The organism is Winogradskyella helgolandensis, assembly GCF_013404085.1.
Classification (GTDB): Bacteria; Bacteroidota; Bacteroidia; order Flavobacteriales; family Flavobacteriaceae; genus Winogradskyella; species Winogradskyella helgolandensis.
This window is the reverse complement of sequence record NZ_JABFHO010000001.1, coordinates 1,108,222-1,131,513: the sequence shown is the minus strand read 5'-3', so window position 1 is coordinate 1,131,513 and position 23,292 is coordinate 1,108,222. Positions and strand designations below refer to the sequence as shown.

Genomic DNA, 23,292 nt, shown 5'->3' with positions numbered 1-23,292 from the left:
TTACTTCGCACCCAACCAAGCCTCACGATTAGCTTTCTCTCCTTCAGATAAATCATCTAAACTTGAAATAGCATAAGACGTATCAGCATCTAAAGTGAGTTTTACAGTGCGTTGCTTTCCGAAGCGCTCAAAAACTACATCAACGGTTTGATTCGGTTTTACAGTGCCTAAAATTTTATTTATGTCTGATGTTTCATTGAGTGCAACACCATCAATTTTAAGTAATTTATCTCCTTTTTCGAGTCCTGCGGCATAAGCGCCAGAACCGACCATTGTATTACTTGTAATCACTTGATTCTTTAAACGCAATCCAAAAGCAGGCTGTTCTGTGTTTTGTTGTAACTGAACACCAACCGTTTTAAATAAGGTTTCAAAATCGGGCATGCCGCTTTTATAGATGTAATTATTGAAAAAATCGTCACCAAATTCAGCACCAGCATAGTCGTTTAAGGTTTGCTGTAAATCCGCAATGGTATAATAGGTTTCCGTTTTTCCGTAGGCGCTCCAAACCAATGTCATATAATCGTCTAGATTCAAGTTTTCTGCCCTAAGTGATAAATCTAAAGCCAGACCTAACATACTTCCATAAGAATAATAAGAGATAAACGTATTATCGCGATTGATATCATCCACCGAACGTGCGGCATCTACAAACGGAGCTTGGTAGCTCATCTCAATAGGATTAAAAAACTGTCGTCCTGGAGAATTCCAAACGTAATTAAACGTTCCTGTCAGCCCTTTTATATAATCTTCCTGTGCTATAAGTCCAGCTCTGGTTAAGGTTAAATCATCATAATAACTGGTAAAGCCTTCTGCAAACCAAAGCTCACCACTCATATTAGCTTCTTCAAAATTAAAAGGCTCTAAACTTTCTGGTCGTATCCGTTCTACATTCCAGCAATGGAAAAACTCATGAGATACTGTTCCTATATTTCGATCGGCTCCATCAGCTAAACTTCGTGTGCTGGTGACGATGGTAGAATTCCGGTGTTCCATACCATCACCTGTAGCATTAGGAATATAACAACCTAAAAACGTGTATTCGCCGTAATCGAAAGTTGGTAATTCGCCAAAAACTGCTTTCTGTTGTAAGATTGTTTTTTTAACCTTTTCAAAATAATCATCAAATTCTTCGACGGTGCCATTATGATGTAAAGCAAAATTGATTTTTTGACCATCCACCTCAAATGAACGGACCATATGGTCACTGATCTCAGTTGGACTATCCATAAAATACTGTAAGTTATCAGCGGAATAGCTATTATCTTTTAAGTGTTTTAACTGTGTCGCCACTTTCCAGCCTAAATCTTCGCGTGGTTTAAATTCAATATTGAAGGAGTCATTCTCCAAACGCGGAGCATACATAAAGGTCGCTGGCATATTAAGATGCGCATGCGTTTCGTCTATTTGCGCATACGTGCCATCACCATGGTTAGCGTATAAGGTATAATTGACTATTATAGTGCCATCGTGATTGTTGACGTTCCAAGAATACGGATCTGGACGTGTCGTTTCTAAAACATTACCCTTCCCATCTGTCACCTTTACATTGTAAACATTCTTAGCAAATTCGTGAATAGCATAGCGTCCTGGTGAACTTCTCGACATTCTAAATGTGGCTTCTCCTGATTTTAAACCTTTGAACGTAGCCGTGATTTCAGCTTCATGATGCATTGCATTTTCAAATGAAATGGTATAACTTGAACTTCCTGTAGTTGTTGATTCTGTTTCAGAAGTTGTATCATCTTTACAATTCACTAAACATAAAAATGACAGTAATAAAATTAGGCTTCGCATCTATAATAATTTTAAAAACCCAAGGTACTATTTTTTAAGCTCCTTTAAATAATCATAGATTTCTTTTTGTTCATACTTTTTTGCATAATCTGTTGCCGTACGTCCACTGTTATTCTCTGCTTTATAATCTGCTCCTGCTTTCACTAAAGCTTTTACCATCTCTAAATGGCCATATTTAACAGCGTACATCAATGGAGTTTTACTAGAACACGCTTGCTCTAAATCTGCTTTTTTAGACAATAATGTCTCAAAACATTTCTCAGCCTTAAGCTTAATACTAAGCGCCAATAAAGAGTAATTAGAATTACCTGCTTCATAACACACCTTAATATTCTCTACTGTTACTAATTTTGAAAATGCAGTCGCGTCATCAGATTTTAATGCGTTCTTAATATCATTAGGAATTGATTGCGCTAAGCTTAATGATGTTACCGCTAGTAAAAAAATGAAAAATAAATGTTTCATAATAAATTATTTTTTAGATTACTGTTAGTCTTCTACATACTCTAAAATATCGCTAGGCTGACAGTCCAAAGCTTTACAAATAGCTTCCAAAGTTGAAAACCGAATAGCCTTAGCCTTTCCTGTTTTTAAAATAGAAAGGTTGGCGGTTGTGATCCCTACGATTTCAGCAAGCTCGTTACTCTTCATGCCACGTTGGGCTAATATGATGTCTAAGTTGACTATTATGGGCATGGTTATATGGTTAAATCGTTTTCAGCTCTCAGATTCTCACCTTCTTTAAAAATCTCTGCCATTATAAATGCCAAAAGTGTATAAACTATGGGAGTTAATGATATTTGCAATACTGTTTGGTCTCCACTTTCAAATCGAAATACCGTATAACTTATAAGAATTGTAATCACAATTATATAGACCCCAATCTTCCTAAACAGCTTTGCATTACGACTACTAAAGGTATGTAATGTTTTAACAGATAACATAATGGTCTCGAAAGCCCTAAGTATAAGAAATATTAACAACGCAATAAAAATGACTTTAAAATAATTGATATACAAGGATACAGTTTTTACTTTTCCAAAAGTATATGGTATTAAATCATAATTAGTATCCTTCGTATCATACTTCCAAACCGATGAACCAATTGTTGAAAAACCTATAATACCTGGATTAACCTTTAATACAATCTCTTGATCTGCAAAAGTATCTTTATCAATTTGAGCATATATAAATAAGCTCGTAATACCTATGGTAGCAATGATCAATGTGATTTTCAATAGCCTCGTCACCCAAATCGCGGTATTTAAAAGTGTGTTTTTAGTCATAATTATATCGTTAAATCGTTTTCTTCTTGAATTTCATTTCCTTTCTTAATAATATCCATATATAAATACACCAAGAAGACTATAAATAAATGGAACATAGCAATGCCTTGATCTTCTTCAAACTTAAATTTTCCATTTTGTAAAACCTGATAAATAGTTAACACTACAGCATAAACCAAGGGAATAAGGTTGATGTAAAAAAAGATTCTTAAACGTTTTAGAGATTTTGCATTAAAAACTTGAGCTTCAATAAATACTTTGAAAAATTCCTTTAACGTATAGAAATAGATGACATAAAATAAAATACCAATCCACATGGCAAAAACAACAGTTAAGGTAAATATAAAGCCCACATGCATATCTAAAAAAGGAAAGTTTATCGCAGCATAAGTATCACTTATTCGCTCTGTTATTTCTACAAAAAGAATATCCCAACCCAACTGATATTCTACAAATGCTAATATTGAAAATATAAAAATGAACACAAAGAATACAGCAAATACATAGAAAAGCCCTTTGGATAAAATGAATATTATTTTTTTCATAATTAAATTATTAATTCGTTTTTTGATTGAATTCTTACAACTTTTCTCTTGTTCCTAAAGCATCTATTTTATATTCAACTCCACGTTCTATTAAAAGTCCTTGTGTATTTTTACTGTTTTTTTCCGTACCGTGTTTAACGTCTATTTTAATTACTTTTCCGTTGTAATCTGAAGTAACATCGTCCACAACAGAATGACCAATAACTATTTTTTTTGCATTGTAATATTCCAAAACCTCATCTAACTCGGATTCTGAAGTTTTTTTCGCTGAAGCACCATTCAAAAAAAATACGGTTTTATACATTAGATTCATCGCTAAACTTCTATCCCAATAAGGGCCACTTTGAGATTTTACTATTAACTTTTCTCGTGAGTTATCACTATGTTCTTGAAATTTTCTACCATAATATGCCTTTGCTATTGCGTTGATTTCATGAATATCAAAATTGGCATCAACAAGTGATTTATTTAAGCCTCCATGAACAAAAATATAGTCCCCAATCTTCTCTACAACATTTTTGGTCCTAAGCCATTTTCCTAATTCGGATTTTTCGGAATAAAGGAATTGGGCAGAAGCTTCCCAATGTGTGGTGTTACTTATTTGTTTAGCGGCTTCAACATATTTAAAATCAGCATAAGAAATATCACCATATAAATTCATTATTTCGTGGTTTCCATTTATAAAATGAACTTTACCGTCTTGGTCTTCTGCCTTTTCTTCTAATGAATAAATAAGCCATAAAACTTGAGTGACATTTGTTCCTCTATCAAAGAAATCTCCATTTAAAACCAAATGACCATTACCAAAAATCCAATTGTAATCCTTATCAATTACTTTATTATTTACTAAAAAACTATATAATGCATTATAATTACCTTCAATATCTGAGATGGCAATGAGCTTTGTAGGTGAGTCATAGAATTCTGGCTCTTGATGATTTATGTTTTTTAATGTGATTTCAAATTTGTCTTTGTCGTCGTTATTTACGGAAACATCTATTGGATCGCTTCTTTTGAAATTTTCTTTCAACATAATATTATCATTGTTAACCCAAAACTTAGTATCCGAAAAAACATAAGGACCATCAGCCCCTTTTAAATTGGTCTTGTATGGTTCGTTTTTAAAAAAACCAAATTCTTGATTAGAAAACAAAGCATCGAGACCAGACCATCCAAAACTTTGAATGCCTGTTTTTGAATCGAGATCTGTATGACCTAAAACCAAAGTCGATAAGAACCAATACCCACAGATACAGATGACGATCCACTTTATAATTTTAAAAAACCTTCGTTTCTTATTTTTCATATCGTTAAATCGTTTTCTTCTTTTATAACCTTAGTATCTCTTAGTACAGTACTCATTAGCATTAAAAACAATCCCATGGCAATTATTAATAGATAGACCAATGTTTTTTCACTTAAACCTATTATAACATTTATTTTAAAAAACATATTGCTAATCCCATCTATAAACCATAAAGAAACTGACGACAAAACCATAAGTTTTCCCGAATTGAACATGCCATTTGTAAGTTCAGTATTATAAAAATCTTTTTCTAATAACAATTTTGTCGCCTTTCTTAATTTCCAAAGTGCAATAACAAAAACAGCATAAATTCCTAGCATTAAAAAAGTAAAAACATAAAGCATCGTCTCTATTTTAAAACTTTTTAACTCTTCACTTATACCTATAAAATCTTGTTTCATGCCAAAGAGAATCATTGCTAATATGAAAATCCCTATACCAATGCTCATTAGAATAAGGAAAATAATAACATTTAGTATTGCATAAAGTGTTTTTGCAGAATTCATAATTATCGTTTTACGATAACAAATATATAAAAATTATTGATAAACGATAATTTATTACTAAAAAGATGATTTCAATAGTAGACCTAGCAGGTTTTAAAAACCTAGCAGGTCTTTTTCATATATTTGAAACATGAATATGAAACATCCATAACTAGCTTTTGATATCCAAGGGAATGATAAAATGGATGTACCATGTGACCGATAAAAAACAATGCATATAAACACATGAAACCCAACATCATCATTTCAGAAAGCGCAAGACCTATTTGGCAAATACCCATTGCTGCCCTATTCTTTACCATGGCTTTCGGAATTATGGGTTATAAAGTTTTTCTATGGGCAACAACCAACCAACCGCTAGGCATACGGTTATTAGATTTTGAAGGTGTTATTTATTTCACAGGTATTGGTGCCAGTTTTTGTTCCAAAAAACGCATCCATATAGACATTCCTAATTCCAGATTTAGACCAACCATAGAAGTTGGCCCTGTAAAATTGGGTTCATGGCAAACCATTAAAAACTACCAATATGTTTCCGTGTTCCATCAACCCATTGTCGGTGGTGATTATATATTTGAAGTCAATCTGTGGTACGATAACAACAAGCATTTTGAATTGTACGAAGAAGACAATTATAAAGAAGCCTTTCTCATCGGTTACGAACTTTCAGAACAACTCAACATCGATTTGCTAGATGCTACAGTGCCTAACGACTTTAAATGGATCGATAAAGACGAATGGAAAGCTAAGATGGCATCTGGCAACATTGAATAACTTCTCTTTAGACCTATCAGGTTTTAAAAAACTATCAGCGCTCTACAAGAATATAGTACCTTTACCACATGCAAGACACCTTCGTTACCATAGCCCGATTTCCCTATTCTACAGAAGCACAAATTGCTAAAGGACGCTTAGAATCCGATGGTATCGAAGTCTTTCTAAGAGATAATCTCACCATTGATACAGATCCTTTAGTGAGTCAAGCTATTGGAGGTGTAAAACTAAAAGTACTTGCCAAGGACGAAGAACAAGCACGAGCCATTTTACAATCTATTAAAGCTTATTCTGTAGATGATGAAGGCAACCCTATTGTGTGTCCCAATTGTAAAGGGGAACACATTGAAATGTACACCACCATTACTAATTTAAAATCCTTGATGTCGTTTCTAATTGGCCTCCTATTCTTTACCTTACCGTTTAGCACACGCTACCAATATAAATGTGAAGATTGCAAGACTGAATTTCCGATCAAAAATTAGTCACTTTATTATAAGCACGTTTCAGCTTTTTAATCACGATTTCGAGTTCGGCTTCATTTAAATGGCCAAAACCAAAACGAATAGCACAAGTGGTTTTATCTTGATATAAAATAGTTTTTGGCAGAAACAAATCGAGCTTCTCAGCTTCTTCAGCTAATTTAACTAACGAAATATTATCTATAAACCGTAACCATAACGCTAAACCACCCAAAGGTTTTTCCCAAGTGACAATACCTTCAAAATACGCATTCAAATACAGACACAAACTATCGAGACGTTGCTTATAAGTCACAATATTTTTTTTCTTCAATCTATAAATTTCCCCTTCAGAAATGAGTTCGGCAAGCATTTGTTCTTGTATTAAATCTCCTTGCTGATCTAATAGCTGCAAGTAATTTTTAGCTTCAGAAATAAAATTTCCGGGAGCCACCACAAACCCAGTATGAAAACTAGGAAATAACGATTGCCCTAACTTACCGAGATAAATAACCATACCTCCAGCATCAGCACTTGCCATAGGTAACATGGCCGAACCTTCAAATTGAAAATCATAATCATAATCGTCTTCTATAATAGCAAACCCGTAAGTCTTGGCGAGTTCCAACAATTGTAAACGGCGTTTAGCGCTCAACGTCACCGTTGTCGGATAATCTCTATGCGCACAGATATACACACATCGAATGCTTTTCTTTACAAAATGCGTTTTTATATAATCCACATCCAAACCTTCATCATCTACAGGAATCGTTCTAATAGTCGCGCCTGCTTCCTGAAAAATCATGTTGGCAGCGTAATTACTCAACTGCCCTACTAACACCAAATCATTTTGTTTGATTAATAACTGAGAAACAATGAATAAACTCATTTCTGTGCTACGCGTGTTTATTAAATTAGTGGGCTTTATATGAAAGCCTCGTGTGGCGTTTAAATAATTACAAAGTTGCGTACTAAAAACCGATGGTATTAAAGCAGACGTTCTATTCCATTTAGTAATTAATGGCTTTCGTTTCATAGCTGCACTATACCATCTCGAAAATTGGTGCACAGGATGTAAACGCAAATCGGGTTTTCCATCATTAATATAATATTTAGCGGTGGTCTCTTGTGTTGTTGATGCCAAATGAAATGATTTTTCAAATGGAAAACCTGCAACTTCTGGATACGCATACGCTTGATGTAGATGCTGTGTTGTGGCCTTAATTTTTGCCGTTGATGCTTCTGGTACTAAAACAAAAGTGCCTTTATTGGCTATAATATCTACCCAACCTTGTAATGCTAATTCTTCATAAATCGCTACAGCCGTGTTACGATGAATGCCCAACAACTGACTAAAAACGCGAGTTCCAGGTAACTTACTACCTTTGTCTAAATAACCACGTTGTATGGCATTGACGATTTGTTGCGCAACTTGAACATACACAGGTTGCACAATAGTTTTATCGAATGTGATAAGCTGTTTTAGAATTTGACTAACCGGACTATTCATTGTTTTAAAACTGGACTACTTTAATCGTCCGGAAAGTTACGACTTTTGTAGTGTTTACATTAGACATCACAATAACAAAGTTTACAAAACCTAAATAAATGAAAACTATAGTCGCCCTCATTATATGCAGTTTAATGGCCACTTGTCAAATCAACGCACAAGAAGCAGAGCCCATCATTAAAACAGATTCTTTAAAAGAGGTGATTATTACCTCAACACGTATCGACCTACCCTTCAAAGAAAATTCTAGAACCATAAACATAATCACTTCAGCAGATATTAAAAGTAGTGCGGCTGTGACCATTTCAGATGTGTTACAGCAAATCGCAGGAGTCGATATTAGACGTCGTGGTACGGGCGGCAGTCAAGCCGATTTATTCATCAGAGGCGGTGGTTTCGATCAAACCCTCTTATTAATCGATGGTATCAAAATGGACGATGCACAAACTGGTCACCATACCTTAAATGCTGCGCTTCCTTTAGAAGTTATTCAACGCATAGAAGTCATAAAAGGACCTGCTGCACGTGTTTTTGGTCAAAACGCCTTTACAGGTGCGATTAATATTGTAACAAAATCGAGTTTAGACGATACCGTTTCTGCAAATCTTGAAACCGGTTCCTTTGGTCAACTTAATGGTTCTGTAACTGTTGGTAATGAATTAAAAAACTCAACACACATCCTTCATGTGGGCAAAATGACCTCTGAAGGCTATCGCAATAATTCAGATTATGATAATTCTAATTACTTTCTAAAAAGTGTCTTCAATAAAAAAGACCAACCCATCGAAATGATTGCTACATTTTCTGAACGTAAGTTTGGTGCCGAAAATTTTTACACCACCAATCAAGCTTATAACGAATATGAAGAAACCCAAAACAGTTTAATCGCCTTCACCACAAAGTTTCAATCTGAAAAATTAAAAATTCAACCGCGTATCTATTGGAAACGCAACCAAGATATGTTCCTTCTAAAACGTTTTGAACCTGAATTTTTCAGAAACTTCCACCTGTCTAATAAAATTGGTGCCGAAGCCAATGCCTCCTACACGTCTAAATTAGGAATCACCGGATTTGGAATAGACCTCTCTAAAACCTATTTGAAAAGTAACAACTTAGGGAATCGTAACCGTTTTATGACCACTGTATTTTTAGAGCATCGTTTTCAGTTTATAGATAACCGATTAGACATTACACCTGGTGTTGCCGTCACCTATTTTTCGGACTTTAAATTTAACGGATTCCCAGGATTAGATGTAGGCTTCGATATCACCAACAACCTAAAAGCTTATGGAAATATTGGATTCACATACAGAATACCAACCTACACCGATTTATATTACACAGACCCAAGAACCAATGGGAACGCCGATTTAGAACCCGAAGAAGCCTTTGCGCAAGAAATCGGGATTAAATTCAACAACCAAAAATTTAGAGCAAGCCTATCCGTTTTTAATCGCGATGCTAAAAACTTAATAGATTACGTTAGACCAAACACGGTTGAAGAAATCTTTACAGCCACCAACATTGCAGAAGTCAATACTAAAGGACTAGAAGTTGACGTGGCCTATAATTTTGAAATAAACAGCTTCAACCAAACCCTAGCGTTTGGATATGCCTATTTAGACGATGATATTTTAGAGCAAAACGAAGAACTATCACGTTATGCCTTAAATACCTTAAAACATCATTACACCACCAGATTAAGCACACAACTACTCAAAAACGTGAGCCAAAGCATCATTTACAAATATGCCGAACGCACCACAGGACAAACCTATAACGTTTGGGATGCCTCAATTATGTTCCAACTAAAACAAGTTGAATTGTCCATAACCGCAAACAACATTTTTAATGCCGACTATATAGAATCAGGCTTTACTCCAATGCCACCAAGCAACGTATTATTTGGTATGCGTTACAAATTCTTTTAATAATTTGTCATTCCTGCGCAGGCAGGAATCCACAACAACAAGACACCTTTAAAAGAATTACTCCGTGTTCAACCCACTCAATTCTTCATAATACTTAATCAAACCAACATTAATAACACTAAGTAGATTCCTGCCTACGCAGGAATTACAGCACCCACTAAAAACAATTGATACTATAATCTAAATTCAACACGCTTTGTCATTCCAACCAAAGCAGGAACCCACAAACTTCATCATTAAACCAATCCACAAAATACTCTCATCCCTGCGAAAGCAGGCAAACCTTCAAATACACACAACTGAAGCCACAATAAAAAACAACACGCTTTGTCATTCCTGCGTAGGCAGGAATCCACAACAGCACAATACCTTTAAAACAATTACTCGGTGTTCAACCCTCTCAATTCTTCAAAATATTTAATCAAACAAACATCAACTATACAAAGTAGATTCCTGCCTACGCAGGAATGACAGAAGACTAAAAACAATGAATAGTATAATCTAAATGCAACACGCTCTATCATCCCAGCCAAAGCAGAAAAACCTTCAACTACATCCAAGCTAAGCCGTTACAAATAACAACGAACTTTGTCTTTCCTGCGCAAGCAGGAACCCACTACAGCACATTACCCTTAAAACAATTACTATGTGCTCAACACACTTAATTCTTCATAATACTTAATCAAATCAACATTAATAACACCAAACAGATTCCTGCCTACGCAGGAATGACAGAACACAAAAAACACTTATTTATTAAAAACTAATGCACTAAAATTCATAACTTTAAAAACATTCCACAACATATTTTAAATAATTACACCTCATCATTCCTATAAAATCAGGAAACGATGATATACCAATTACAAGAATGTACAAGAACATACATCAATATTATCTCTACATACTATCTAACAAGTATAACGGTACCTTATACATTGGTGTTACTAACGATTTAGAGCGCAGAATGTTTGAACATAAAAACAAGTTAGTCGATGGATTTACAAAAAAATATGGACTGGATCGACTAATATATTTTGAAACCTATCAGTATATCAATGACGCCATTAAAAGAGAAAAGAACATGAAAAAATGGAAACGTCAATGGAAGATAGATCTTATTGAAGAAGAGAATCCTAATTGGAAAGATTTATCCAAAGACTGGACTTATTTTCAATAACAAATAACAACACACTTTGTCATTCTTGCCAAAGCAGACAAACCTTCAAGTACATCCAAGCTAAGCCATTACAAATAACAACGAACTTTGTCTTTCCTGCGCAAGCAGGAACCCACAACAAAACTTCATCATTAAACCAATCCACAAAATACTCTCATCCCTGCGAAAGCAGACAAATCTCTAGATAAATCCAGATAACCCACAACAAACAACAACACACTCTGTCATTCCTGCGCAGGCAGGAATCCACAACAACACTACACCTTTAAAACAATTACTATATTTCTCAAATCCTCTAATTCTTTTTAGAACTAAATCAACATTAATAACACCAAACAGATTCCTGCCTACGCAGGAATGACAACACCCACCATCCCCACATTTCTAACCCACAAAAAAATATTTCCCAAATTCCTTGTAACAAAATTCCTTCAATGACTACTTATATATTGAAAGTGGTCCAAACTCAACCCTATTTTGAGGCTCCAAAAGTATAAAAACGACCGTACTTCAAAAACCATCAACATACAATTGACATTCCAACCTTTGAATCGTTTATGTTCAAACCTAAGGTCATTAAAAACTAAAGATTTTAAAAGTCTTTAAAGATGGTATTGATGAGACCAATTTACTTTCAAAATAAGATTGTATAGTCTTACAATGGTCGTATCTTTATTAACTCAAATTTAAACGGCATCTTATGGCAGAATGGTTTTCAAATTTAGAATTTCTATCCAAAATGTATTGGTTAGTTGCTATTATAGGTTCGCTCATTTTTTCCATCGTTATGGTTTTGGCTTTTGTAGGCGGAGATGCGGATGATATTGGAGACCTAGACTCAGATATTGATGCTGATGGAGCAGGATTTCAATTCATATCCTTTAAAAATCTCGTTGGCTTCTTTACTATTTTTGGCTGGAGTGGTATTGCTTGTATAGACGCCGGACTTTCAACACCATTAACCATAATCATTTCAGTGATTTGTGGATTGTTAATGATGGCTATTATGGCGGCACTATTCTACTTCATTAGTAAACTTTCCGATAGTGGCACCTTAAATTATAAAAATGCGCTCGATGCTGTTGGTGAAGTCTATTTACCTATTGGTTCTGACCGTTCTAAAATGGGAAAAGTAACCGTTAGTGTTCAAGGTTCTATGAGAGAATTAGATGCACTTACCGATTCATTAACAACCTTAAAAACAGGCACAATCATAAAAGTTGTTGATGTGACTTCTAACGGCATTCTCATCGTTGACCAAACGCGCAAACCCATTGAAGCTTCCAGAGGTAATAATGAAGAACTGCCTCAGGGGAAAGACCGATTTATCGAAAATTAATTCAAACAAATACTAATTCTATAATTAACCAATCTAATCTATTAGCACATGAATTTACTAACCATTCAAAACAATTTTACTGCGGAAAGCCTTGGCGGACCAATGCTACTAATTTTTGTAGCCCTATTCGTTGTACTCACCTTAATTATTTTAATAAAACGCTACAAACGTTGTCCATCAGACAGGATTTTAGTCGTCTATGGGAAAGTTGGTGGCGGACAATCGGCTAAATGTATTCATGGTGGAGCGGCTTTTATAATGCCAGTAATTCAAGATTATGAATTCTTAGAATTAACTCCTATCTCTATAGAAGTAAATTTGGTTAATGCCTTATCTAAACAAAACATTCGTGTCAATGTGCCATCGCGTTTTACTATTGGTGTCTCTACTGAACCTGGTATTATGCAAAACGCAGCAGAGCGTTTGCTAGGATTAGGTCAAAATGAAATCCAAGATTTAGCACAAGAAATTATTTTCGGACAATTACGTTTAGTGGTGGCTTCAATGGATATTGAAGAAATTAATAATGACAGAGATAAATTCTTAACGAATATTTCAGAATCTGTTGAAACGGAACTAAAGAAAGTAGGTCTAAAACTAATCAACGTAAACATTACAGATATCGTTGATGAGTCTGGTTATATCGAAGCTCTTGGTAAAGAAGCGGCAGCACATGCTATTAACGCAGCACGTAAATCGGTTGCAGAGAAAACCAGAGATGGATCTATTGGTGAAGCAAATGCAGTACAAGATGAAAGAACCCAAGTAGCAGCAGCCAATGCACAAGCTGTAGAAGGTGAAAACACCGCGAAAATAGCCGTTGCAAATTCAGATTCATTACGTCGTCAACGTGAAGCGGAAGCAGAACGTGTGGCAAATGCCTCTGAAAAAGTACAGTCTGCAAACGCCTTAGCAGAATCATATGCGGCAGAGCAAATCGCAGAAACAGCTAGAGCGGAACGTGAACGTTCATCTCAAATGGCCGATGTTATTATTCCAGCTGAAATTGATAAACGTAAAGTTGAAATCGATGCCGAAGCAGATGCAGAACGTATTAGAAGACGTGCTAAAGGGGAAGCAGATGCCATATTATTTAAAGCACAAGCCGAAGCACAAGGACAATTTGAAATCTTAACCAAGCAAGCTGCGGGTATGGAGCAAATTGTAAAAGCGGCTGGTAACAATAGTAGAGATGCCGTATTATTATTAATTGCAGACAAATTACCAGAATTGGTGAAAATTCAATCGGAAGCGATTAAGAATATTAAAATTGATAAAGTAACCGTTTGGGATAATGGAAGCGGTGGAGAAGACGGAAAATCGTCAACGGCTAACTTCTTATCTGGCATGTACAAATCAGTACCACCTTTACAAGAAATGTTTAATATGGCTGGTATGGATTTACCAGAATACCTAAAAGGAAAAGACAAAAAGACCATTGAAGCAGATGACGCTACTATTGATAAGTTATAATATTAAAATCATCTTTTCTTGAATATAATTAGCTACAAAAGACCAATACCAAAACTAAAGTTCATCTACGGTATTGGTCTTTTCGTATTAGGAATACTGAGTATCGATACCTATTTTGGTATCCTATTCTTAGGAGCAGGTATCTTCTTTTTCTATACCGACGGCATTGAAATTGACCTCACCATTAAAAAATATCGTAACACCATCAACCTATTTGGTTTAACTTTTGGAAAATGGAAAGACTTCCCGCAAATAGAATACGTCTCCGTATTTAAAACCACGCAAACCACACGCGTTTGGGTCTCCACAGCAAGCACCAATGTAACGGAAACTGTGGTCAAAGTCAATCTATTCTATAACACCAATCAGAAAATTGAAGCCTACGAAACCGACAATATAGAAACGGCTTTTGATATGGCCAAACAAATTGCTGCAGCCTTAAACATCGATGTCTTAGACGCCACATCACGAGACACCAAATGGCTATAAAACAACACCAACGGTCTTTCCTGCGCAGGCAGGAATCTATTCGATATAAAACGTTTCACTTCATTTAATTTTTAGGAATGATAAAACCAAACAAACGTCAGTTCGAGTGATTTTTGAAGTATGAAAAAATCGTATCGAGAACCAACCCTCAATCTTACCTAAAAAACAACACCAACTGTCATTCCTGCGAAAGCAGGAATCCATTAAATCAAAAACCTTTCAGTCCATTTAATTTTTAAGAAGTCCCTGTTGAATTAATACAAAAGCTCTACAAGAAAAAGAGAAATAGTAAAGTGGATTCCTGCCTTCGCAGGAATGACAAACCAATACGTAGTTTCAAAAATCGTATCAAGAACCAATCATAAACTCAAACATCAAATCGAGAACTACTTTAGTACTAACCAAAATGTCTAATCCGTAGATTGTCCCCTTGAGGATTAGTGCGAAACAAAATACATTTTGTTTTGAAGCTACCGAGCGAAGCTCATTAGGGGTGTCACATAATTTTTGATTGAAGATACCAAAACGAAGTTTTTAAAAACCCCATCAAGAACCAACCATCAACCTCACCTAAAAAAAACACCAACTGTCATTCCTGCGAAGGCAGGAATCCATTAAATCTAAAACCTTTCCTTAACTTTGCATCCTAAACGCTACTAACATTTGAAACTCAACCTTCAAGATATTCCTCGCGTAAAAACCATTACAAAAGAGGATTTTATAACCCATTACTTCAAACCACAAAAACCCGTGGTGATAGAACAGTACATTAAAGATTGGCCAGCCTATTCCAAATGGAACTTAGACTACATCAAAGACATTGCTGGCGATAAAACCGTACCGCTTTACGATGACAGACCAGTCCACTACAAAGACGGTTTTAATCAAGCGCATACCACCATGAAAATGAGCGATTATGTCGACTTACTAAAACGCGAACCCACAAAATACCGCATTTTCCTCTGGAACATTTTAAAAGAAATCCCACAACTGCAAAAAGATTACACCTTCCCCAATTTCGGATTGCGTTTAATGAAAACTTTACCCATGCTATTTTTTGGAGGCAAAGACTCGCATACCTTCATGCACTACGATATAGATTTGGCTAATATCTTTCACTTTCATTTTGAAGGCAAAAAACAATGCATCTTATTCGATCAAAAACAGAACCAATACTTATACAAAGTACCACATTCATTGATCGTTAGAGAGGATATTGATTTTAATAATCCCAATTTTGAGAAATGGCCTGCCCTAAAAAAAGCAAAAGGCTGGACATGCGAACTAAACCACGGAGAAGTCCTCTATATGCCAGAAGGCTATTGGCACTACATGCGTTATGTGACTCCAGGATTTTCCATGAGTTTACGCGCCATAGCCCGAAATCCTAAAAACCTCAGCAAAGCCATTTACAATGTATTTGTCATGCGAAATTATGATAACCTCATGCGACGCCTAAAAGGTCAAAAATGGATAGATTGGAAAAACAAAAAAGCCATAACCAACACCAATCGTTTCATTTAAATTTCTGACCATTAATTAAATACTATTTGTATATTTGACCCCTATTTTAAAATGAAAAACATGAAAAATATTCTACTAATTGTCGCTTTATTAGCGTTTAGTTTTAGTAATGCTCAAGCCTTTGAAGGTAAAGGAGACCAGAAATTCCAAGTCGGTGCTAATATTCAAGATTACGCTACAGGTATTAATGTAAGTTTCGATCACGGCTTAGGTGAAAACATCTCTGTTGGTGTATCCTCATCTTACGCATTAGGAGGTGCAGATGGTATTGAAGATCTAGATTTCGGAGATCGTTTCGATTTAAAAGCACGTTTTAACGCTAACCTAGGGAACGTCATTAACATTGATGAAAATTTTGATTTGTATCCTGGATTAAATTTAAGTCTTAAGAATTTTGGTGGTCATATTGGAGCACGTTATTTCTTTACAGAGGGCTTTGGTGTGTATACAGAAGCTAACTTTCCTTTAGCGAAATATGAAGAAGATTCAATTGACATACACAACCAATTTGCTTTAAACATTGGTGCTGTCTTTAATTTGTAGAACCTATTATATTATAAAAAAAGCCTTTTCATGTATTTGAAAAGGCTTTCTTTTTTATAGAGCAAAACACAAATCTCAATGCTTAATCTTAAACCTTGACTCTTGGCTCTAAACTCTATACTCTTTTCTCTATTTTCTCTTCTCTCTTTTCTCTATAATCTATAGTCTCAACAACCAACCATCACCCAAGATACTCCCGCAACTTCTCATAAACCAAACCCGATTCCCAACCACGATACAACAAATAATCAGCCACCTTTTTCTTCTTCTTATACACATTAGGCTCTTTAACCTGAGCAATACGTTTTTGCACCAGTTCGTCTAAGGTGCTATAATAATCATCCAGATCAATTTCCTTTAAAGCGGTATCAATACTGTATTTAGAAATATCCCGAAACTTTAACTCGCGCACCAAACGGTTTTTACCCCATTTCTTAATTCTGAATTTCCCACGCACAAACGCCTGAGCAAAGCGTTCTTCATTCAAAAAATTATCCGCAATCAACTGCACCATAATCACATCAATGGCTTCCGGAATCATTCGCATATCGCGCAGCTTTTGCCGTACCTCTTTATGGCAACGCTCTTGGTAGGCACAATAATGCTCTAGCTTTTTGCGCGCCTCATCTACCGTATATGTTTTATTGACATCCATGCGATTCAAAAATACAATAGATAACGACATAATGCGGAGTTTTAAAATGGAAATGATATCATTTAACCAGCCCTAATATAGTACATAAAAAAGCACTTCATCGCAATAAAATAACACTTTATCGTCGCTTATGGTATTTCGTAGATAAAATGTAAGAAAACTTAACCATTTGTTAATAAATACCTACTTTTCAAGGCACTGACTGACAGTCTATTTAATATATCTTTGGCCTTAATTAATTGAATCTACATATCCCTATTATCCCTATGGTAAAAAACTACTCCCTCATTTTTATAGCATTCCTATGTTTTAGCTTATCTGGTTTTGGGCAAGATTGGACTGAAAACTTTGACACTGAAACTTCTGGTTATGGTACAGGTAACATCACCATTAATAGTAGAGTTTGGTCTAGGAGGGATGCCGGTAATTTCAGCTATGGTACTAATATTGCAGGTTCAAGAGCATTTGTCATAAATGATGATAAAAGCGGCGCACATATAACAACACCTTTATTAAACACTTGTGGTACCGTTACTTTTGATTATGCATATATTAATGGTAGTAGTTCAAATACTTTTGACCTACAAACATCAACAGATGGAACTAATTTTACAACAGTTGACACACAAACATTGGGAGCAAGTTCAGAGGAAAGTTATGTTTCTTATTCTTATAATATTAATAGCACAAGTGCAACTACATATGTTAGGATTTTAAGTGATAATATGTCAGGACATTTAGCAATTGATAATTTTTCAGTTACAGATTACGCAGCCTCACCATGCTCAGGAACACCAACACCAGGAAACACAGAGTCATCAGAAACCACTGTAGAATCTGGAGGAACTACAGTATTAACTTTAGAAAATTCAACATCAGGTTCTGGTGTAACCTACCAATGGCAAAGTTCTACAACTAGTGCTGTTGCCGGTTTTTCAAATGTTTCAGGAGAAACGAGCAGTGCATACACTGCAACGGTAAATGAAAAAACTTGGTACCGTTGTGTGGTAACTTGTAGTGGTAATAATGGAACTTCTACAGCTGTGCTGGTAGATGTTTCAGCATGTACTTCAATTCCAAGCTCAAATGATAGTGACGGAATAAGTTCAGTAACCGTTGGCTCAGCTACTTTTTCTGTTAGCGATGTTACACAATACACATACACAGGTTCTGTACCCGATTTGGAGCAAGGAGCAAATATTTTATCATCAATTACTTTTGAAACAGGTTATACTTATGATACTCATATCTGGATAGACTTTAATGATGACAACGTCTTTGACAATATTACAGAAAAAGTATTTACAGGAGAATCAGCAGATGCCGCATTTACTACATTAACAACAAATTTTACTCTAGCTGCAAGTGCAGCACTTGGACAACACAAAATGCGTATTGGTACTGCAGATAGTGGGCAAGGCACACCAGACCCATGTTATTCTGGTTCATATGGAGTTACCATTGATTTAGATGTGAATATCATTACATCATGTACACCAGCAACAGATCCTGTTGGTGGTATTACGGGAACTTCGCCAGCATGTACATCAACGGTTTTAACCTATACAGGTGCAGATAGTGCAACGGCTTATTGGCAAAGTGCTATTGATGGTACAAGTACATCAGAACCTGCAACGGCTACCAAAACAGTTAGTGCTTCGGGGACTTATTATATACGAATAAATGATGGAACATGTTGGTCTACAGGTACAGTAAATAAAGTGGTTGTTATAAATAGTTTACCTACTACAGTAACAACACCTTCTCCGGCAACCGCAGCTACAGGAGTTTGTTATGCAGGTGTAGGGTCAATATCCGCCGTTTCATGGAGTCCTGTAGAGGGAGCTACTTCGTATGATGTTTATTTTGGAGCAGGAAGTATTCCGGGAATTGTAACGTCAAATGTAGCGAGCACAAGTTATTCTACAGGTGCTTTATTAGCTTCTACAACGTATTACTGGAAAGTAGTTGCCATAAACACTTGTGGTGAAAGTGTAAGTGTAATTAATTGGAGTTTTACAACAACTTCGGGAGTTTGTGCATGTGATTCTGAGCCAACTTCAAATGATAATAACGGAATAACCTCTGTAACAGTGGGTTCTGCTACCTTTGCTGTTTTAGATGTTACACAATTTACTTATACAGGATCTATTCCTAGTTTAACACAAGGAGAACTAATAACTTCGTCAGTTTCATTTGCAACGGGTTATTCGTACGACACTCATCTTTGGATCGATTTCAATGATGATGGTATTTTTAATAATACAAACGAATTAGTTTTTTCAGGTGAATCATTAAATACTAATCCAACTACATTAACAACGAGTTTTACTTTAGGAGGAAGCGTAGCAACAGGTCAACATAAAATGCGTATTGGAACTGCCGATAACGGGCAAGCTACACCAGACCCATGTTATTCTGGAACGTTTGGAGTAACAATTGATTTAGATGTAAATATCATTGCTTCATGCACACCAGTTCATACATTCTCATCAATGCTACCAACTTCTGGTCCAGAAGAAACTGAAATTACAGTTACTGGAACAGGATTTACTGCAAGTACAACAGCAAGTTTTGGTGGCGTATCTGCAACAATAGATTTTGTAGATGCAAATACTATAATAGTACACGTACCAGCAGGTGCTGCAACAAGTATTATTAAACTTACCGAAGCAGGTTGCGATATTACAACTGGAGCATTTACTATTATAGAAGAAAGTAATTGTGGCACTGGTACTGGTGAAACTAAAGTGGTGGCTTTTCAAGGCTTTGAATTTGTTAGTAGCCCATCATGGACTTTTAGTGTAGATAATGAAAGTGCTACACCAACTGGTTTACAAAATTACGAAGCACATGATAATGCGGTAGAATGGAGCTATTATAATCAAGGAGCAGTTGGCTCAAGTACTGCAACAGATAGAAATTCTTCTGCGTGTATGTCTGAAACTTATAACTTAGGTGGTAGTACATTATATGATAATGGAGTAAATGGTAGCACGAATAGTAATACTGTTTGTAGAAATTTTAGTGGAAATCAAAGAGGAGTATATGGTACATTGGCTGGCCCAACTGCTAATAACCCAACTACATTTATTAGAAGTGGAGCAAATGCCTATATACAACAATCTAGAAATGATGGTGGAGATGGAGCAATTAGTAAAATATATTTTGATGCTATTCAAATTCCTGATGTAACTAATGCAACAAACATAAAGGTTAGAGTATATGTTTCATCTATTTCTAGTAACGGAGCAAGTAATAACGGAGTAGAAAGTACCGATAATGTAAGAGCTTCAGTAGCTTTTGGAAGCACAGCAAGTAATGTTGAAATTGTACCAGATCTTACAAGTGATTTTGATTGGTATTTCGCATCAATAAATGGAAATGTAGATGCAACTTCAGCAGTAAGTGGAGGTGCTAATCAAAAATGGGATTATCTTGGTAATGAATATGCTTCTGATGGAAGTGTGAGTGGAACAGTAACAAAAAATTTAATAGAATTTAATATTCCTGATAATACAGAATTTGTTAGGTTGTTTATAGATATTTTAAATGACGCAAGTGATAACAAAGAACTTTGGGCAATAGATGATATTCAAATTATAGCAGATTACCCAACATCTGAACCTGTTGAAGTTTCAGCAATTACTGATAATAGCGATTGTTCTACATTAGCTTATAGTGTTACAGCCACCGAAGGAGATACCGATACACCAGAAGACTTAACATACCAATGGTATTTCAACAATGGTGTAAATGATGTCTGGTCTCCGGTAACAAGCGCATCACCTGCAGGATATACAATTCTAGGAGAAGATGGAGATAACTTATTAATGGAAGGAGACACCAATTCATTAAATGATTTAGCCAACTATCAGTTTTATTGCGAAGTAACAGAAGCAGGGAGTTGTACAAACGTATCTAATACTATGAAGCCAAATTATAATATGGTAACTTGGAATGGCACCTGGTCATCTACACCAGATATATATAGTACGGTAATCCTCGATGATGACTATGACACTTCTATTGGAGGTGTACAAACAAGCTTCAGCGCCTGTAGTTTAATCATAAATAACGGAGCCCAATTAACAATAGCTAATAACACCTACGTTAAAGTAGAGAATGACCTTACTGTAAATGGTGAAATTATAGTTAATACAGATGGGGCGTTTGTTCAGGTTAATGATTATGGTATCGTAGATGGAGCAGTATTAACAACTAGAAATAAAATTACGGTCGAAAAACAAACAGCTCATTTAGAATCAGCGCAAGAGTACACATACTGGAGTGCTCCTGTTCAGGGCGAACTCATAAGCGATGGTTTAGCCGAAGCCAATCCAAGCAGAATTTATTGGTACGATGGTAAAAACTACTTAGACGAAACGAAAGAAGCTGATAACAATAATGCCACAGTTACCGGACAAGATGATGTAGATGACAATGCAGATGATTGGCAAAATGCAACAGGCTCCACAGTAATGGCTCCTGGTGTTGGTTATGGCGCAACGCATAATAGTGCTGGGTTTATTAATCCTGCAGCATACACCTATTATTTTGAAGGCCCTTTTAATAATGGTAGTTTCAATGTGCCTATTTACAGAAACGATTCAGAAACAAATGACAACAACTGGAACCTTATCGGAAACCCTTATCCTTCCGCTATAGATGCAAATGCATTTCTCGCAGCTAATGCAAGTATTGGAGAATCTGTAGCACCTATGACCGGAGCTATTTTCTTCTGGTCTCATGCAACCGCTGCCGCTGCTAATACCAACGGTAACGAAAACTTAAATTACGCACAAAGTGATTATGCTATAATTAACGGATCAGGTCAAACAATGGGAGGTGATCAAGTAACACCAAATCCTTTTATTCCATCCGGACAAGCATTCTTTATAGCTATGGATGATGATGCTTCAGCAACCGTAGTAAGTGGTGCAATTAAAACAGCAAACGTTGTATTTAATAACAGCATGAGAGTCACAGGGAATAACGATCAGTTTTTCAGAGCTACAACCGCGAATCAAAGTAATAAATTATGGTTAAACCTAAATACAGATAACGGAGCATTTAATCAAATTTTAATAGCCTATGTCAATGGTGCAACGGATGAGGATGATGGCATGTATTATGATGCTCTAAGAAACTTATATCCCGACATTAACGCAATGATCTATTCACTTCTCGAAGATACTGACAGCAAACAATTTGCTATTCAAGGTAAAGAACCAAATAACCTAACGCTCGAGGAAGTAATTCCTTTAGGCCTTATCACAAACATTTCAGAACCAACAATATATACCATTTCATTAGATCAATTTGAAGGTGCTTTTATGACCGAAAATGCGGTGTACATTAATGACAAACTATTAAATACATTTCATAACCTTAAAACTTCAGACTACACCTTCACCTCAGAAACAGGTACAATTAACGACCGTTTTGAAATTGTGTTTAGACCAACAGTTCTATCTATAGACGATAACGTTATGGATAGCAATGAGGTCACCATTACCGAATTACAAAATGGTGATATTGAAATCAAAGTCGGACACACACATACGATAAAGCATGTGGATATCATAGATATTACCGGAAGACGTGTCTATAGTTTACAAGGCCATGATGCTACTGAAGTCTATAACCTATCTAAACTAAGTCAGGCGGCTTATATTGCAAAAATCACCTTGTCTAACGGACAAGTCATTAGTAAAAAGGCAATAAAGCAAAAGTAAGCGCTAAAGCCTATTAAAATAAAAAGGTGTAACCAATTTGGTTGCACCTTTTTTTATGGCCTTTTCCCAAAAGACCTCAGCATTTCTCAATAATTCGGAACAATTACAACCATTACAAGAACACACAAACTAACTGACACTTAACACTTAAAGCCTTGTGTCTTAACATGGAATAGTGTATTTTTACGCGTTGTTGTTGCATACCCATAGTACTATGCAAATAAACACCTAAATT

General features: G+C 35.7%; 19 protein-coding genes. 10 read left to right on the top strand and 9 right to left on the bottom strand.

Translation table 11 applies throughout. The features are described from left to right. From HM992_RS04660 to HM992_RS04630, 7 genes are read right to left on the bottom strand one after another with little or no spacing between them, the layout of a single operon-like run. Complete coding sequence (locus tag HM992_RS04660; RefSeq protein WP_179318889.1) at positions 1-1,797, bottom strand: M61 family metallopeptidase; 1,797 nt, start codon at positions 1,795-1,797, stop codon at positions 1-3. A 27-nt stretch (positions 1,798-1,824) separates the two neighbouring features. Beyond that, positions 1,825-2,262, bottom strand: coding sequence for an ankyrin repeat domain-containing protein (locus tag HM992_RS04655; RefSeq protein ID WP_178986170.1), 438 nt, complete (start codon positions 2,260-2,262; stop codon positions 1,825-1,827). 24 nt (positions 2,263-2,286) lie between these two features. Next, positions 2,287-2,493 carry a helix-turn-helix domain-containing protein gene (locus HM992_RS04650; RefSeq protein ID WP_178986171.1) on the bottom strand — a complete coding sequence of 69 codons (207 nt, stop codon included), beginning with the start codon at positions 2,491-2,493 and terminating at the stop codon, positions 2,287-2,289. Positions 2,494-2,495: 2 nt separating this feature from the next. After that, positions 2,496-3,083 carry a DUF2975 domain-containing protein gene (locus HM992_RS04645; protein WP_179318888.1) on the bottom strand — a complete coding sequence of 196 codons (588 nt, stop codon included), beginning with the start codon at positions 3,081-3,083 and terminating at the stop codon, positions 2,496-2,498. Between the two features lie 2 nt (positions 3,084-3,085). Next, a complete protein-coding gene (locus HM992_RS04640) occupies positions 3,086-3,628 on the bottom strand; it encodes a DUF2975 domain-containing protein (RefSeq protein WP_179318887.1) in 543 nt (180 codons plus the stop codon). Positions 3,629-3,662: 34 nt separating this feature from the next. Further along, positions 3,663-4,934, bottom strand: coding sequence for a metallophosphoesterase (locus HM992_RS04635; protein ID WP_179318886.1), 1,272 nt, complete (start codon positions 4,932-4,934; stop codon positions 3,663-3,665). Then, entirely contained in the window at positions 4,931-5,440 is a 510-nt protein-coding gene (locus HM992_RS04630; protein WP_179318885.1) for a hypothetical protein, read from the bottom strand. Before HM992_RS04630 ends, HM992_RS04635 begins: the two co-directional genes overlap by 4 nt. A 225-nt stretch (positions 5,441-5,665) precedes the next feature. On the opposite strand from HM992_RS04630, the gene HM992_RS04625 reads away from it, so the two are divergent. Beyond that, positions 5,666-6,214, top strand: a complete 549-nt coding sequence (locus tag HM992_RS04625) for a hypothetical protein (RefSeq protein ID WP_179318884.1) — start codon at positions 5,666-5,668, stop codon at positions 6,212-6,214. A 68-nt stretch (positions 6,215-6,282) separates the two neighbouring features. Continuing rightward, positions 6,283-6,699: a putative signal transducing protein gene (locus HM992_RS04620; RefSeq protein ID WP_179318883.1), complete on the top strand. Its 417-nt coding sequence runs from the start codon at positions 6,283-6,285 to the stop codon at positions 6,697-6,699. Here HM992_RS04620 and HM992_RS04615 read toward each other — a convergent pair. Beyond that, entirely contained in the window at positions 6,689-8,185 is a 1,497-nt protein-coding gene (locus HM992_RS04615) for an aminotransferase-like domain-containing protein (protein ID WP_179318882.1), read from the bottom strand. The two genes, HM992_RS04620 and HM992_RS04615, sit on opposite strands and share 11 nt — an antisense overlap. 98 nt (positions 8,186-8,283) lie before the next feature. Between HM992_RS04615 and HM992_RS04610 the strand changes: the two genes are divergently transcribed. From HM992_RS04610 to HM992_RS04580, 7 genes are all read left to right on the top strand, one after another. After that, positions 8,284-10,116, top strand: coding sequence for a TonB-dependent receptor plug domain-containing protein (locus HM992_RS04610; protein WP_179318881.1), 1,833 nt, complete (start codon positions 8,284-8,286; stop codon positions 10,114-10,116). Positions 10,117-10,987: 871 nt separating this feature from the next. After that, positions 10,988-11,296, top strand: coding sequence for a GIY-YIG nuclease family protein (locus tag HM992_RS04605; RefSeq protein WP_179318880.1), 309 nt, complete (start codon positions 10,988-10,990; stop codon positions 11,294-11,296). A 700-nt stretch (positions 11,297-11,996) separates the two neighbouring features. After that, positions 11,997-12,635, top strand: coding sequence for a hypothetical protein (locus HM992_RS04600; RefSeq protein ID WP_178986181.1), 639 nt, complete (start codon positions 11,997-11,999; stop codon positions 12,633-12,635). A gap of 48 nt (positions 12,636-12,683) precedes the next feature. After that, positions 12,684-14,108 (top strand): flotillin family protein, encoded by a 1,425-nt coding sequence (locus HM992_RS04595; protein WP_178986182.1) that lies wholly within the window; start codon positions 12,684-12,686, stop codon positions 14,106-14,108. 18 nt (positions 14,109-14,126) lie between these two features. Continuing rightward, positions 14,127-14,597, top strand: a complete 471-nt coding sequence (locus HM992_RS04590) for a hypothetical protein (RefSeq protein WP_179318879.1) — start codon at positions 14,127-14,129, stop codon at positions 14,595-14,597. Between the two features lie 663 nt (positions 14,598-15,260). Beyond that, complete coding sequence (locus tag HM992_RS04585) at positions 15,261-16,121, top strand: cupin-like domain-containing protein (RefSeq protein ID WP_179318878.1); 861 nt, start codon at positions 15,261-15,263, stop codon at positions 16,119-16,121. A gap of 60 nt (positions 16,122-16,181) precedes the next feature. Next, positions 16,182-16,664, top strand: coding sequence for a DUF6646 family protein (locus HM992_RS04580; protein WP_179318877.1), 483 nt, complete (start codon positions 16,182-16,184; stop codon positions 16,662-16,664). Between the two features lie 181 nt (positions 16,665-16,845). Here the strand turns inward: HM992_RS04580 and HM992_RS04575 are convergent, their stop codons facing one another. After that, a complete protein-coding gene (locus HM992_RS04575) occupies positions 16,846-17,349 on the bottom strand; it encodes a regulatory protein RecX (RefSeq protein WP_229720450.1) in 504 nt (167 codons plus the stop codon). A 209-nt stretch (positions 17,350-17,558) separates the two neighbouring features. On the opposite strand from HM992_RS04575, the gene HM992_RS04570 reads away from it, so the two are divergent. After that, positions 17,559-23,057: a GEVED domain-containing protein gene (locus HM992_RS04570; protein WP_179318876.1), complete on the top strand. Its 5,499-nt coding sequence runs from the start codon at positions 17,559-17,561 to the stop codon at positions 23,055-23,057. Positions 23,058-23,292 lie beyond the last annotated feature (235 nt).